A 15091-nucleotide genomic window follows, 5' to 3' on the forward strand; every position below is an offset into this window, starting at 1 on the left:
CGCTGGCTCATTCCTGCCGGCGCGGATCGTTTTCCAGGATGATCGGCTTGCCGTGCGGCGTCGCCTCGGCGGCACGCTGCCAGCTTCTGACCAGCGCCTCGAGTTCCGGGGCAGAGGTGATCGACAGGTTCGCCACGAGGTGGCTGAGCGCCGCCACCCAGCAATCGTAGTAGTCGCTGCCGTCGGCCTTGCGCTCGGGCTTGTGAAGCTCAGCCGAAAGTGCCTCGGCCCATTCCGTCCAGGAAAACACGCCCTGTTCGTGGAGCCGGACGGTCATGGCGAAGGCCGCCGCCTGCCACGGCTCGGCGAAGACTGGATCGCCATCCGCCGATTTCGGCAGTTCGGCGGAGGCGACCAACGGAGATGCGGTGTTACACGCGCTCAAGATAGCTCTCCCATGCGTCGATCGAGACGGTCAGCGACGGATCGGCGCCCTCGCCCCAGACCTCGCCGCCATCGAAGACGACCGTGTAGACCCATTGCGGGTTCTCGCCCTCGCCGTGAGCGTTGTCGTCCGGGAAGACAAAACTGCCCTGCACCGCTTCCACGACGCCCATCTTGGCGCGGGCATAGCGCGGCAGGCGCGTGTGGGTTTCCGGATTGAAGTTTTTTGTGCGTACGCGTTCGCCGACAGCAAAACGCGGCGGCGCAGCGACGGGCCGGTCGCAAGGCCCGCCTTTGGCGAGCACGCCCGCCACCATATCGGCCTTGAGCACCCGCTTCGGCTCGCGCCCCTTTTCGAGCATATGGCCGGCATCGAGCTCCGTTTGAGACACGAAGCCATGGCGCTTCAGCAGCGTTTCCAGCGCCCGGGTCCAGATTTCGTAATAGCTTGCCGCGAGATAGGTCGCAGGCGGCAGGCTTTCGCGCGCATGCCGGCTTTCGTCGATCGTCCAGGCGCCGAAGGCGCCGCAGGAGAGCGTGATGCCGAGCGCCCGTTTCTCCCATTCCGCATGGAAACAGGGCTCGTCCTTCTCCGGCGCGATCGGGCCAAGGCCGTGCTGGCCGCCAAGGTCGTGCGGTCCGTTCATCGGGCTGCCTCCGGTGATAATGCCAGCCCGGTGCCGATCATCGAGTCGCGCGTGACGAGTGCGGCCAGCGCCTCCTCGCCGAGCCCCGCGGTACTCTCGGGCCGTTCGGGCACGACGAGATAGCGCAGTTCCGCCGTCGAATCCCAGACGCGGATCTTCTTCGCGACCGACAGCTCAAGCCCGAATTCGGCAAGCACGCCGCGCGGGTCGATGACGGCGCGCGAGCGATAGGGCGGCGCCTTGTACCAGACGGGCGGCAGGCCGAGCACGGCCCAGGGATAGCAGGAACAGAGCGTGCAGACGATGAGGTTGTGCGTATCCGGCGTGTTGAAGACGGCGCGCATATGCTCGCCTTGGCGACCGGCAAAGCCGAGGCTGGCGATCGCCGCCGTCGCATCACGCTGCAGCCAGTCGGCAAACTCCGCATCGCTCCAGGCCTTGGCGACGACCCGGGCACCGTTGCGCGGCCCGACCTTCGTTTCGTAAGTCTCGACGATCGCATCGATTGCCGCCGGATCGATCAGCCCCTTTTCGGTCAGCACCGTTTCCAGAGCCTTCACCCGGGCTTCCATATCGGTGAAATGGTTGTCGTGATGGTGGTGACCGTGATCGTCTTCAGGGCCACGATGATTCTCGGACATTCTGCGCCTCCTCTGCCGGAAACACGGCTATTTCTAATGCATTAGGGCGGAATTCGGAATCAACATATCAAAGTATTTTCACCGAGCGCCATCATTGCTTTAGCATCGGCCAAAGGCTGACGACGAGCAGCACCGCCATGGTGATGTTGAACCATTTGAGCCGCGCCGGCTCCGAAAGCCATTGCCTGAGCACCGATCCGAAGCCCGCCCAGGTGGAGACGCTTGGCACGTTGACGATCGCGAAGACGAGACCGACGACGAGCACGCTCATGAGATAGCTGTCGCCGCCGGTATAGGTGGCCATTGCCGAGACTGCCATCACCCAGGCTTTCGGATTGACCCATTGGAAAGCGGCGGCCTGGAGGAAGGTCAAAGGCACCGCACCCGCCTTGCCCTCGCCGAGCGAGCGCGAGGAGCCGATTTTCCAGGCGATCCAGACGAGATAGGCACCGCCGGCGAACTTCAGCGTCGTATAGAGAAGCGGCACGGAGTGAAGCAGTGCTCCAAGCCCCAGGCCGACGGCGATCAACAAAACGAAAAAGCCGCCGCCGATGCCGAGCATATGCGGGATCGTTCGGGCAAAGCCGAAATTCACGCCCGAGGCAAACAGCATCATGTTGTTGGGGCCTGGCGTGATCGATGTCGTGAGGGCGAACAAGAAAAGTGCCAAAAGCGTATCCGGTTGCATATATTTCTCTCTGAGCTTCGATCGGAGATCGGCGGCAGGTCAGCCTTCTCAGATCGATTCCTGAATTTAGGTCAGGCTAGCTGACCTAAATTCGAAGATCAGTCAGAATCTTGTCATGGTCACAAACGGAATGTGGTGGAGTGTCTCGCATCAGAGATTGTGGCAACAAAAAAGGCCGGGCGAACCCGACCTTCCTCGTCCTCTCGACCTGCCAATGCCAGTACATCCGTGGTCAAAGGCAGGGAGACGACATCCGTGTTGAGCGACTATCCAACCGATTGCGGCAGGACTTCGCGACGTGGCGCTTCAGCGCTAAAGCAACATCGCCGATCAACATCGATGACCCCGATGTAGTGAGCGATTGTGCTCTCCGCAAGGCACGACGCAGCTTTTCTTGATCGGATTCCTTGTCGCTTTGGCGATTCATTGCAGGGACATGGACTTTTTTCGCCAGGATACCATCTTGCCAGGATCCAACCTAACGAGGCGCCTGTGATGCACGACACGATTCCGAGCACTGCTTTCCCCGACGGGCGCAAGGTCCCGGTCCTCGGTCAGGGAACCTGGAAGATGGGCGAGAACCGAGCGAAGGCGGCCGACGAAATCCGCAGCCTCCAGGTCGGACTCGATCTTGGCATGACGCTGATCGACACGGCGGAAATGTACGGCAACGGCGGCGCCGAGGGCATCGTCGGCGAAGCGGTCAGGGATCGGCGAGACGAAGCCTTTATCGTCAGCAAGGTGCTGCCCTCCAATGCCAGCCGGTCGGGCACGCTCGCCGCCTGCGAGCGAAGTCTCCGCAATCTCGGCACCGACCGCATCGACCTCTATCTGCTGCATTGGCGCGGTGGTTATCCGCTCGCCGAAACCGTCACCGCTTTCGAGGAGCTGAAGAAGGCCGGCAAGATCCTCGCCTGGGGCGTCTCGAACTTCGATGTCGACGACATGAAGGAGTTGCAGTCGGTTCCGGACGGCAGCAGCGCCGCGGCAAACCAGGTACTTTACAATCTCGCCCGCCGCGGCATCGAATACGACCTCCTGCCCTGGTGCCGCGACCGTGGCGTGCCGGTCATGGCCTATTCGCCGCTTGATGAAGGTCGCCTGCTCCACGATACCGACCTGGTCCATATCGCCAAGGCGCACCAGGCGACGCCTGCGCAGATCGCCCTTGCCTTTCTCAAGACCCGCTCCGGCGTCATCTCCATACCGAAGACCGGCTCTGCCGAACGCGCCCGCGAAAACCGCGACGCGATGGACATTCACCTGACCTCGGAGAACCTCGCCGAGCTCGACCGCGTCTTTCCGCCGCCGAGGAAGAAGATGCGGCTGGAGGTTATCTAACGCCGGAAGGCAGTCGCCTTTGAGACTGCCCCTCATCCGGCCTGCCGGCCACCTTCTCCCCGCAGGCGGGGCGAAGGAGACCCGCGGCAACGCTTCGCCCCAAAAGTCCCCCTCTCCCCGCACACGGGGCGAAGGAGGCTCGCGGCAATGCTTCGCCTCAGAAATCCCCTCTCCCCGCGCGCGGGGAGAGGGTTGGTCCTCGGGTTAAACCCGAGGAGAGGGGCAAATCCCCGGATACAGTCTGTCGATACGGACTCACATCCCCTGCGGCCCGCGGTTCATCGCGGCAATACCGGTGCGGCATACCTCGATGAGCCCGAGCGGCTTCATGATGGCGATGAATTGCTCGATCTTCGAAGGCTTTCCGGTGATCTCGAAGACGAAGTGGTCGATATTGGCATCGATCACCGAAGCGCGGAAGGCATCGGCAAGCCGGAGCGCTTCCACGCGGTGCTCGCCCGAGCCATGCACCTTGACGAGTGCCAGTTCCCGCTCGACCGGCCGGTCGTGGCCGAGGCCTGCGGCGCGCACCGTCAGGTCGACGACGCGATGCACCGGCACGAGACGCTCAAGCTGGTTCTTGATCTGCTCCAGCACATGCGGCGTACCGCGCGTGACGATGGTGATGCGCGACAGATGCGCCTCATGCTCGGTCTCGGAGACCGTCAGGCTCTCGATGTTGTAGCCGCGGCCGGAAAACAGGCCGATGACGCGGGCGAGCACGCCCGGCTCGTTGTCGACGAGGACGGAGAGCGTGTGCGTCTCCGCAAGCTCCGTCTCCTTGGCGATGAAATAGGCGGAGCCCGTCGGTTGAAGATGTGCGCTCATTCTCTTGTTTCCTAACCCTTATCCTCAGACGAGCTGGCGGCCCTTGGCGTCGATCGCGTTGGCAACGGCTTCATCGGTCGCCTCGTCGGGCAGCAGCATTTCGTTGTGCGCCTTGCCGGACGGGATCATCGGGAAGCAGTTGGCGAGGTTGGCGACGCGGCAGTCGAAGATCACCGGCGCCGGCGTATCGATCATCCGCCGGATCGCATCGTCGAGTTCGCCCGGCTTCTCGCAGCGGATGCCGACGCCGCCATAGGCTTCGGCCAGCTTGACGAAGTCCGGCATCGCTTCCGTATAGGAATGCGACAGGCGGTTGCCGTGCAGAAGCTGCTGCCATTGCCGGACCATGCCCATGTACTGGTTGTTGAGGATGAAAATCTTGACCGGCAGACCGTACTGCACCGCACAGGACATCTCCTGGATGCACATCTGGATCGAGGCATCGCCGGCGATATCGATGACGAGGCTCTCCGGATGCGCCACCTGCACGCCGATCGCGGCCGGGAAGCCGTAGCCCATCGTGCCGAGGCCGCCCGAGGTCATCCAGCGGTTCGGCTGCTCGAAGCCGAAGAACTGTGCCGCCCACATCTGGTGCTGGCCAACCTCGGTGGTGATGTAGGTGTCGCGGTCCTTGCTGAGCTCATAGAGCCGCTGGATCGCATATTGCGGCATGATGACGTCGTCGTTCGGCGTATAGGCCAGCGAATTGCGTGCCCGCCACTTGGCGACCGCCCCCCACCAGCCATCCAGGCGTGCCTTGTCGAGGGTCTTCGCCGCCGCGCGCCACAACCGGATCATGTCTTCGAGAACCGTGCCGACATCGCCGACAATCGGGACGTCGACCCGGACGTTCTTGTTGATCGAGGAAGGGTCGATGTCGATATGGATCTTCTTCGAATTCGGCGAGAAGGCATTGAGCCGGCCGGTGATGCGGTCGTCGAAGCGGGCGCCGATGCAGATCATGACGTCGCAGTCATGCATCGCCATGTTGGCCTCGTAGGTGCCGTGCATGCCGAGCATGCCGAGCCAGTTCTTGCCGGAGGCCGGATAGGCGCCGAGGCCCATCAGCGTCGAGGTGATCGGGAAGCCGGTGAGGTCGACCAGCTCGCGCAGGAAATGCGCGGCCTGAGGGCCGGAATTAATCACCCCGCCGCCGGAATAGATGATCGGCTGGCGCGCCGTCTTCATCAGCGCGATCGCTTCTTCGATCTTCTTCAGGTCACCCTGCGTCTTCGGCTGATAGCTCTTCTGCGTCGGGACCGCGGAAGGCGGCGTGTAGGTGCCGGTCGCGAACTGGATGTCCTTCGGGATGTCGACAACGACCGGACCCGGCCGCCCCGACTGGGCGACGCGGAACGCCTCGTGGATGATGCGGGCGAGATCATTGACGTTCTTGACCAGCCAGTTGTGCTTGGTGCAGGGCCGCGTGATGCCGACCGTGTCGCACTCCTGGAAGGCATCCGAGCCGATCAGCGGGGTCGGAACCTGGCCGGAGATGCAGACGAGCGGGATCGAATCCATCAGCGCGTCCTGGAGCGGCGTGACGGCATTGGTAGCGCCGGGACCGGAAGTGACCAGCATGACGCCGACCTTGCCGGTAGAACGGGCATAGCCTTCGGCCATGTGGCCGGCGCCCTGCTCGTGGCGAACCAGAATGTGCTGGATTTCTTCCTGCTGGAAAATCTCGTCATAGATCGGAAGCACGGCGCCGCCCGGATAGCCGAAGATGTGTTCGACGCCATTGTCCTTCAGAGCCTGGAGAACGATCTCCGCCCCTGTCATCTGGTTTTCAGTTCCGCTCATTGGCCTGCTTCCGTCCCTTTTGTAAGGCTTGGGGTGATTAGCTTGTTTGAAGACATAAAAAAAGGCCCCATCAGGAGCCTCGTTCAGCGCATGGGTGGCTACCGCCGGATGGTCACACCATCCTGCCCATGCGCCGTCCCACCACAAGAATAACCGCGAAGTTTTTCATGGGCCGATTTGATAAACAGAAATCGCCGAGCCGTCAACGCCGATTTGTCGGGCATTCTTCCCGGGCCGTCACTTAGAAAACAAGGAAATCCTCCGCGGAGAGCGAACTGCCGCCGCTCACGATAGCGAACCGAACTGCATCTGCGCCCCCGCTTCCATCCGCATCGTAAAACAGCTCCCCGCGAGCTTCGTCATATACGATGCGGTCGTCTTCATCGGCTGCGATCTTGCCATATGCAAAGGCCGCGCTATCCAGCGTGCCGACCGAGAGCGTCGTAAATACGGCGGCGTCCAGCTTGAACAAATCGTCAGCCGCGCAGAAGTCCGGGAGTCGATCGCAGTTCGCTTTGCCCGGCGCAACGTCGAATAGGAAGGAATCGGCTCCTTCCCCGCCGATCAGCGTATCGCGACCGATGCCGCCGCTGAGAATGTCGTTGCCCGCGCCGCCATTCAGCCGGTCGCTGCCCTCCATGCCGTCGAGGACATCATCGAACCGGCTCCCCGTGATGCGGTCGTTGCCACCTGCCGCAGCGACCAACACAGGGTGGTCATACGCCTGGTAGCCGATTTTCTCGGCGGCATCGGTCAATATGATCGATTGCGGGGGCGGCGTGACGGTAATGGTGATGGTCGCCAGATTACTGTTGCCCTGACCATCGGTGACGTAAATGGTAAAGCTGTCGGTCCCGAGAAAACCCGCCTCTGGAGTGTAGTCGAACAGGTTCCCGCTCAGGAAATCCTGATGGAAGTGCGGACTCCCCCCATATTCGCCTTGGGGAAATGGGTAGTAGCCGCCCTCGTAACGGGTCTCCTGCTCCAACGTGCCATGCGCCGGTCCTTCGATGACAACGAAGGCCAGCAGATCGAAATCGGCGTCCTTCGCATTGAAGGCCACGTCCTCCAGGGACTGGCCAGGGACAAGCGTGAAGCTCATGTCGGTGGCTATGGGGGCATGGTTGACGAAGCTGTCCAAGTGCAGCGCGCCATCCTGTAGGATGATCTGGTGTTGACCGTACTGCGTGTTCTCGCCGCCGAAATACTCGTTTGCGCCGATCCATGTCACCGTAATGTCATTGGAACTTTCCGCTGCGACCGACACGATTTGGGCTGAAAGATAAGCTGCCTGATCCGACAAGCTGCGAATGTAATTGCCCTCGTTATCGAAGACGAATGTCTCGATCGTCGTCGCGACCTCGGTCCTGCCGTCATGGGTGAGGGTTGTGATCGTGAAAAAGCCATCGAACACGTCGACCGACGCCACCTCGACTGAACCGAAGGGGTAATCGGCGCGCGCGGCGATCGGTCCGAGGACAACACCCTGCGGTGCGGTTATCGTGAAGAGGACCGCATCCGGGCTCTGGTTCTCGACGTCTTCCCAGACGGTCAGCTCGCTTCCATTGCTCAAGCTCGGCATGGCCCCCTCCTCGTTCACGCGGAGAAACAATGGCTCTCGTCGTGGATAACACGGGCCGGCCGCCACTACATCCCTGAATGCTTAGGGTGATTTGGCTCCGACTCCGTAAACCCGAAGGGCCCGCCCAAGCGCAACCACTTGTTAAAGTCGTTCCGCTATCCTGGAACGCTATCAGCCGAGGTGTGCGTTGCCCAACAGTGAAGCTCAAGCCCCGATCAGCGCCGGAGAACAGGAGCGCCGCGACGGCACGAAGCCGGGAAATCGTTTCCTCGGCCGGGTCGTCGCCTGCAGCGGTTCGCGCGCGACGATCGCGGCGGTCGCCGAAAAGGGCGAAACCTCGCTCACCGAACTGTGGTCGGTCGGCCGGCTGATCTCGATCTCGGTCGGCACGAACCGCGTCGTCGCTCTCGTCTGCTCCATGCAGACCGCCGCCGAAGAATGGAGCGAGGAGACCAACAACACCGTCCGCATCGAAGTCGAGCTGATGGGCGAAGTCTTCAAGGGACCCGACGGACGCGAAGAGTTCTCGGCCGGCATCAGCCGCTATCCCTATCTTGGCGCGATAGCGCATCGGATCCGCGCCACCGACCTCGCGCGCATCTATGATTCCAAGCAGGCCGACAGTTGCGTCATCGGCAAGCTGACGCAGGACGAAAGCCTCGATGCGACCATCCATGTGCCTTCGATGCTCGCCAAGCATTTCGCCATCGTCGGCACGACCGGCGTCGGCAAGTCGACCGCGGTGACCCTGCTGCTCAACAAGGCGATCGCCGCCGATCCGAAGCTGCGCGTCCTGATCCTCGATCCGCACAATGAGTTCGCCGCCGCCTTTCCGGAGAGTGCGGTGGTGATCGAGACGGATACGCTCGACCTGCCCTTCTGGCTGTTCCGGCTGGAGGAGTTCGCCGAAGTGATCTTTCGCGGACGGCCGCCGGTGCCGGAAGAACTCGACATCCTGCGTGATGTCATCCCGGATGCGAAGAAGGCCTTCAAGGGCGGCGAATCCGGCCTGATGCGCCGCCAGACCGAGAAGAGCTCGATCACCGCGGACACGCCCGTCCCGTACCGCATCGCCGATTTGCTGGCGATGATCGACGAGCGCATCGGCCGGCTTGAGGGCCGCACCGACAAGCCGCACTTGCGCTCGCTGAAGATCAAGATCGTCTCGGCGATCAACGATCCGCGCTATCACTTCATGTTCTCGTCGAACACGATCACCGACACGATCCAGGATACGATCGCCAAGATCTTCCGCATACCTGGCGAAAGCAAGCCGATCGCCACCTTCGAACTGGCTGGCATACCGTCCGAAGTCGTCAACTCGGTCGCTTCTGTGCTCTGCCGCATGGCATTCGAAATCGGTCTCTGGAGCAATGGCGGCATCCACATGCTGGTGGTTTGCGAAGAGGCTCACCGCTACGTGCCTGCCGACCCCACGCTCGGCTTCCTGCCGACGCGCCAGGCGATCGCCCGCATCGCCAAGGAAGGCCGCAAATACGGCGTGTCGCTCGGCATCATCACGCAGCGCCCCGGCGAACTCGATCCGACGATCCTGTCGCAGTGCTCTACCGTCTTCGCCATGCGGCTCGCCAACGACCGCGACCAGGAGATCATCCGCTCGGCGATTTCCAATTCGTCGATTTCGACCACCAGCTTCATTTCCTCGATCGGCAACGGTGAGGCGATCGCCTTCGGCGAGGCCGTGGCCGTGCCGATGCGCATGCGCTTCAGCAGGGTCGAAGAGGCAAGGCTTCCCCGCGCCCACGGCATCATCGACAAGGTCGACGAGGATGCGCCCCCGGTCGTCGACCTCCGCTCGATCGTCAGCCGCATGCGGGCCATGAACGGGCCCGATATTTCAAGCTTCCAGCAAAGCTATCTCGCGGCGCAAAGCGCCCCGGTAGCCGACGACGGGGAAATCGAGGATGAGGCGGCCGATGCTGCCTTCCCGGATCCCGGCGGATTGCCCGAACCCGCGCTCGAATCCTATCGGCCGGATATGCTGCCGCGCACCACCGAGCCGGTCAATCCGCAGCTGGAACGCTTCAATCAGATCCGCGAGCAGATTCTTTCGGGGCAGGCCGAGAGAGACGCCGCGCGCACGCTGCACCCGCCGGCACCGCCGGAACGCGGCTTCTCGGGCGCTGCAACCGAACCGCATCGTCCGGGGTCACTGCGTGAAAGCCTGCTGAAGCGCCCTCTCGGCAGCATCATCCGCAAATAGCACGGATCGGATTCCGACCTTCAACGTTGTTGCCATAAGCGCGCGGCGGGGCGACACGACGGAGGATCCAATGGACGACCGAGAGGCTTGGGATCGGGAGCGCAGATTGTGGCTCGAAGGGGCAGGCGTGTACCAGCAACTGCTCGACGATGAATGCCTGATGGCCTTCGCGCCGGTGGGCATCCTCTCCGGAGCGGAAATCATCCGGGCGCTCGATGGCGCGCCGCGATGGCTGGACGTGGAGATGACGGAGCAGAGGAGCGCTCGGCCCAATGACAGCGTTCTCGTGTTGGCCTACCGGGCCGACGCCCGGCGCGACCCCGATGTGTCCTATGCGGCCTATTGCACCTCGACCTATGCTCGAACCGGCGAGGACTGGCGCCTCATTCAGCACCAACAGACGCCGATCGCTGATCCGTCAGCAATGCACTCGTCACGATCATCGCGACAGGAGGGCACGATGGATGAAATCCTTCGGAGCTTTTTCGCGCGCTATGAAAGCATGGCAAATCGTGTGCTCGCCAGGGACATGGACGTAGGCGAGACGACGTTTGCCTTCGCGTCGGATTTCATCGCGGCTTCGCCGGCCGGCGTGATGGCCGGAAAGAACGATGAGAGCCTGAAAGGGTCGATGGAGAAGGGCTATGCCCGCTACCGGGCGATCGGCACCCGGGAACTCAATATCCGCGACCTCGAGATCACGCCGATCGATGCGCTGCATTTCCTCGTCCGGGTCGATTGGCGGTCGGTCTACGAGGTGGATGAGAGGCCCGATGTCGTCATCGATTTCGAAGTCCACTATCTCGTTCAATTGCTCAAGGGAGAGCCGAAGATCTTCGGCTGGGTGAGCGGCGACGAGGAGGCGGTGCTGCGGGAGCACGGCATCGGCTGAGCAGAACTGCCCCTACAGCAGGTCGTCTGGCTGCGCAATCCGCTGCCAGCTGTCATCGAGCTGGTTGCGGAACCAGGTCATCTGGCGCTTGGCATATTGCCGCGTCGCCGCTGCTCCCGTGGCAATCACCTCCGCGGCGCTCATCTCACCCTCCAGCATCGCGGCGATCTGTTGCACGCCGATCGCCTTCATTACCGGCATGTCCGGCGAAAGCTTCAGCGCGAGGAGCGCTCGCACCTCCTCCACCGCACCACTCGCGAGCATCGTCTCGAAGCGTCGATCGATCCGGCTGTGGAGAAGCGCGCGCTCCGGCAGCACGACGATCTTCCGCGCTTGGGTTGGATCGACGATCATCGGGCCGCGGCTCTGCTGATAGACGCGAATGGGCTTTCCGGTCGCCTCGATCACCTCAAGCGCCCGCACGATCCGCTGGCCGTCCCCCGGCCCCAGCTGTTCCGCCGTCTGCGGATCGCGGCTCTGAAGCTCGGCATGCAGCGCCGCAGCTCCCTCCATCCTCAGCCGCTCACGCAGTGCATCGCGGATGTGCGCCGGAATCGCAGGCATTTCCGACAGGCCGCCGGTCAGGGCCTTGAAATAGAGACCGGTGCCGCCAACGAACACGGGCAAACGTCCCTCGCCGCGCAGCTTCGCGACCAATGCCTCGGCGTCCCGCAGCCAGGCTCCGGTCGAATAGAGGCGGCCCGCCGGCACATGGCCGTAGAGAAAATGCTCGATGCCCCGCATCTCGGTCTCGTCCGGACGCGCCGTCAGCACTTTCAAGGTGTCGTAGACCTGCATGCTGTCGGCATTGACCACCACCCCGCCATGCCTTTCGGCCAGCGCCACCGCAAGCGCGGACTTGCCGCTGGCGGTCGGCCCGGTTATCAGGATCGCGTCCGTATCTCGTTCGAGGTTTTTCATCATGGCTCTCGTTGCCACGCTTATCGCCAATCCGTCAAATCCTGTCCTGACGCCCGCACTGGCGGAGGCGGCGGCCGAAGCCGTCCAGGCATCCGGCCTCTACTGGCTGGCCGATGGCATCGCCTGCGACCTCGCGCTCAGGGACGGCACAGACCCCAATGACGCCGAAGCGCGGCTGCGGGCTGCGATCAACGGAGCAGCCATCGACGTCGCCGTGCAGGAAGCCGAAACCCGTCGCAAGAAGTTTCTGATCGCCGACATGGATTCGACCATGATCGGCCAGGAATGCATCGACGAACTCGCTGCGGAAGTAGGCCTCAAGGAGAAGGTTGCTGCGATCACCGCCCGCGCCATGAACGGCGAGATCGCCTTCGAACCGGCGCTGATCGAGCGGGTCGCACTGCTGAAAGGATTGCCGACCACGGTCATCGCCGAGGTGATCGCCAAACGCATCACGCTGACGCCCGGTGGCCGGGAATTGATCGCCACCATGAAGGCGAAGGGCCATTACACGGCGCTCGTTTCGGGGGGCTTCACGGTCTTCACCGGACCGATCGCCGAAAAACTCGGCTTTGACGAAAATCGTGCCAACGAGCTCCTCGAAGAGAATGGGGCACTGACCGGCGACGTGGCCCGTCCGATCCTCGGCAGACAGGCGAAGGTCGATGCGCTTATCGACATTTCGGAAAGGCTCGGCATCTCGACGGCGGATGTGATCGCCGTCGGCGACGGCGCCAACGATCTCGGCATGCTGCAGCTTGCCGGCAGCGGCGTGGCGCTGCACGCCAAGCCCGTCGTTGCCGAACAGGCGAAGATCCGTATCGATCATGGTGATCTCTCCGCCCTCCTCTATCTCCAGGGCTACCGCAAGACGGATTTCGCGGCGTGATCATTCGCGAGACCGCGCGTCTGAGAATCCGCAATTGGCGCGAGTCTGACCGCGATCTCTTCGCCGAGATCAACAGCGATCCGAAGGTAATGGAGTTCTTTCCGTTCCGCCGCAGCCGAGCCGAGTCCGATGCGCTGTTCGATCGCAATGCGTGGAGCATTCGCGAAACCGGTTTCGGCTTCTTCGCCCTTGCACTGCGTGACAATGACTTGCCAATCGGCTTCTGCGGGCTGGCACGCACGGATCTTGAGCCACATCTGCCCGAGAGCACCGTCGAAATTGGCTGGCGCCTTGCCGTTTCCCATTGGGGCAAGGGCTATGTGACCGAGGCCGCGCTGGCGCTTCTCCACCACGGTTTCAGCGAAAGAAAGCTAAGCGAGGTCGTCTCCTTCGCGGTCGTGTCGAATGCCCGGTCCATCGCCGTGATGAGGCGCATCGGCATGCGACCCGAGCCTCTTCGCGACTTCGATCATCCGGGCGTGCCCGACGCTCATCCGCATTTGAAGCGTCACGTGCTTTATGCAGTTACCGAGAAGCAGTGGCAGGCAGCGAGGTCGCCGAACTGAGTTATTCGCGCGCCGCCGACGCCAGGCGCGTTCGCTGAGCCCGTCTTTTCCGGCCGATCACCGACGGTCGAAAGCCGCGGACTACTCCATCCGGACGGTGACGAAGCGTAGCTCGCCGGACTTGTTGGCGATCATCAGCAACGCGTTGCGGCGACCGTCGGCCTTCAGTTCCCCAACGCGGGAAGTGACGTCTTCCGGCGAGTCCATTGCTTCCTGGCCGACTTCAACGATGACGTCTCCCGCCTCGACGCGGCGCTCGGCGGCGGGCGAATTCGCCTGGACCTCCGTCACGATGACGCCATTGACGCTTTCCGCAATGCCGAAGGCCTTGCGGCGATCGGCATCGAGCACGGCGAGCTTCATGCCGAGCACGACGTCAGTTGCCGGCAATGTCGCGGCCGGCGGTTCGCTTGGCTTGGGGCTCTCTTTCTTCAGTTCCCCGCCACTTCCCGCACTGGCCAGATGCTCGCCATCCTCGAGCCGGCCGAGTGTGACGCGCACCGTCTGCTCCTTGCCGTCCCGGATGATCACCACATCGACGGCCTTGCCGACCGGGCTTTCGCCGACCGCGCGCATGAGATCGCGCATCTCGCCCACCTCGGTTCCGTCGAACCGGATGATGATATCGCCCGCCTTGATCTCGCCATGCGAGATCGGGCCGCCTTCGATAATGCCGGAAACCAGCGCCCCGCGCGGCACGTCCATCTTCAGGCTTTCGGCGATATCGTCGGTAACCGGCTGGATACGCACGCCAAGCCAGCCGCGCCGCGTCTCGCCGAAGTCCTTGAGCTGGTTGACGACGTTCATCGCCAATTCGGTGGGCACGGCGAAGCCGATGCCGACCGACATGCCGGTCTGCGAAAGGATGGCCGTGTTGATGCCGATCACCTCGCCCTGCATGTTGAACAGCGGTCCGCCGGAATTGCCGCGGTTGATGGCGGCATCGGTCTGGATGAAGCTGTCATAGGGGCCGGCATTGATGTTGCGGCCACGCGCCGAAACCACGCCGACGGAGACGGAGACGCCGAGCCCAAACGGGTTGCCGACGACCATCACCCAGTCGCCGATCCGGATTTTCCGGGAATCGCCGAAGGAAACCGCCTTGAGCGGCGTCTTCGGCTCGACCTTGAGCACCGCCAGATCGGTCTTCGTATCGGTGCCGACCAGCTTCGCCTTCAGCCTGGTGCCGTTGGAGAGGTTGATCTCGATATCGTCCGCGTCCTGGATCACATGGTTGTTGGTGACGATGTACCCGGACGGGTCGATGATGAAGCCGGAGCCAAGCGAGTTGACCGTGCGCGGGCGTCCGCCCTCGCCGCCCTGCCCCTTGAAGAATTCGTCGAAGAACTCCTGATGCGGCGAGCCTTCCGGCACCTGCGGCATTGGCGCGTTGTCATCCTCGCCTTTGACGTTCTGCGAGATGGAAATGTTGACGACGGCGTCGAGCAGGCTTTCGGCGAGATCAGCGACGGAGGGTGGCCCGGCCGCCGGCCGCGGAAGCGCTGTTTCGGCAAGCGCCGTGTTGGAAAAGAGCAGTGCCGTCGCAGCCGCGAGCACAAGGCCGCGGAAGAATTCAGGTCGTTTCGACAAGTCGCTGTGCTCCTATCATTCCCTTGCGTCACGCCAAGCTCTGGCGGTCCGCGATCTTTGCGGGGTCTGTTTCCATCCGTCTCGGCGAATTATAC

The 15091-nt window shown here is 62.8% G+C and carries 14 protein-coding genes; 5 read left to right on the plus strand and 9 right to left on the minus strand.

Features of this window, described 5'->3' with window-relative positions:
- Positions 1–7 precede the first annotated feature (7 nt).
- From NGR_RS21255 to NGR_RS21270, 4 genes are all read right to left on the minus strand, one after another.
- Positions 8–385, minus strand: coding sequence for a nitrile hydratase accessory protein (locus NGR_RS21255; protein ID WP_012708537.1), 378 nt, complete (start codon positions 383–385; stop codon positions 8–10).
- A complete protein-coding gene (gene nthB / locus NGR_RS21260) occupies positions 372–1031 on the minus strand; it encodes a nitrile hydratase subunit beta (RefSeq protein WP_012708538.1) in 660 nt (219 codons plus the stop codon). Before nthB ends, NGR_RS21255 begins: the two co-directional genes overlap by 14 nt.
- Positions 1028–1672, minus strand: a complete 645-nt coding sequence (nthA, locus tag NGR_RS21265; RefSeq protein ID WP_012708539.1) for a nitrile hydratase subunit alpha — start codon at positions 1670–1672, stop codon at positions 1028–1030. The genes nthB and nthA overlap by 4 nt, the downstream gene beginning before the upstream one ends.
- 91 nt (positions 1673–1763) lie before the next feature.
- The gene (locus NGR_RS21270; RefSeq protein WP_012708540.1) at positions 1764–2360 is read right to left on the minus strand and encodes a LysE family translocator; all 597 of its coding nucleotides are present in this window, start codon (positions 2358–2360) and stop codon (positions 1764–1766) included.
- Between the two features lie 495 nt (positions 2361–2855).
- On the opposite strand from NGR_RS21270, the gene NGR_RS21275 reads away from it, so the two are divergent.
- Positions 2856–3701, plus strand: a complete 846-nt coding sequence (locus NGR_RS21275) for an aldo/keto reductase (protein WP_012708542.1) — start codon at positions 2856–2858, stop codon at positions 3699–3701.
- 255 nt (positions 3702–3956) lie between these two features.
- On the opposite strand, the gene ilvN is transcribed toward NGR_RS21275, so the two are convergent.
- The 3 genes from ilvN to NGR_RS21290 all read right to left on the minus strand — a co-directional run bounded on the left by ilvN (position 3957) and on the right by NGR_RS21290 (position 7914).
- The gene (gene ilvN / locus NGR_RS21280) at positions 3957–4529 is read right to left on the minus strand and encodes an acetolactate synthase small subunit (RefSeq protein WP_012708543.1); all 573 of its coding nucleotides are present in this window, start codon (positions 4527–4529) and stop codon (positions 3957–3959) included.
- 24 nt (positions 4530–4553) lie between these two features.
- Positions 4554–6332, minus strand: a complete 1779-nt coding sequence (locus NGR_RS21285) for an acetolactate synthase 3 large subunit (RefSeq protein WP_012708544.1) — start codon at positions 6330–6332, stop codon at positions 4554–4556.
- A 241-nt stretch (positions 6333–6573) separates the two neighbouring features.
- The gene (locus NGR_RS21290; RefSeq protein ID WP_012708545.1) at positions 6574–7914 is read right to left on the minus strand and encodes an Ig-like domain-containing protein; all 1341 of its coding nucleotides are present in this window, start codon (positions 7912–7914) and stop codon (positions 6574–6576) included.
- A gap of 187 nt (positions 7915–8101) precedes the next feature.
- Between NGR_RS21290 and NGR_RS21295 the strand changes: the two genes are divergently transcribed.
- Together NGR_RS21295 and NGR_RS33675 are read left to right on the plus strand one after the other, a co-directional pair.
- Positions 8102–10138: an ATP-binding protein gene (locus tag NGR_RS21295; protein WP_012708546.1), complete on the plus strand. Its 2037-nt coding sequence runs from the start codon at positions 8102–8104 to the stop codon at positions 10136–10138.
- Positions 10139–10598: 460 nt separating this feature from the next.
- Positions 10599–11030 carry a nuclear transport factor 2 family protein gene (locus NGR_RS33675; RefSeq protein WP_348774937.1) on the plus strand — a complete coding sequence of 144 codons (432 nt, stop codon included), beginning with the start codon at positions 10599–10601 and terminating at the stop codon, positions 11028–11030.
- Between the two features lie 12 nt (positions 11031–11042).
- Here NGR_RS33675 and miaA read toward each other — a convergent pair whose 3' ends face one another.
- On the minus strand, positions 11043–11954 hold the full coding sequence (miaA, locus tag NGR_RS21305) for a tRNA (adenosine(37)-N6)-dimethylallyltransferase MiaA (RefSeq protein WP_164924391.1): 912 nt from the start codon (positions 11952–11954) through the stop codon (positions 11043–11045).
- Here miaA and serB point away from each other — a divergent pair.
- A complete protein-coding gene (gene serB, locus NGR_RS21310; protein ID WP_012708549.1) occupies positions 11953–12840 on the plus strand; it encodes a phosphoserine phosphatase SerB in 888 nt (295 codons plus the stop codon). The genes miaA and serB overlap by 2 nt on opposite strands.
- Positions 12837–13406, plus strand: a complete 570-nt coding sequence (locus tag NGR_RS21315) for a GNAT family N-acetyltransferase (RefSeq protein ID WP_012708550.1) — start codon at positions 12837–12839, stop codon at positions 13404–13406. The genes serB and NGR_RS21315 overlap by 4 nt, the downstream gene beginning before the upstream one ends.
- 81 nt (positions 13407–13487) lie before the next feature.
- On the opposite strand, the gene NGR_RS21320 is transcribed toward NGR_RS21315, so the two are convergent.
- Positions 13488–14996 carry a Do family serine endopeptidase gene (locus NGR_RS21320; protein WP_012708551.1) on the minus strand — a complete coding sequence of 503 codons (1509 nt, stop codon included), beginning with the start codon at positions 14994–14996 and terminating at the stop codon, positions 13488–13490.
- Positions 14997–15091 lie beyond the last annotated feature (95 nt).

Source organism: Sinorhizobium fredii NGR234 (assembly GCF_000018545.1).
GTDB classification, from domain to species: domain Bacteria; phylum Pseudomonadota; class Alphaproteobacteria; order Rhizobiales; family Rhizobiaceae; genus Sinorhizobium; species Sinorhizobium fredii_A.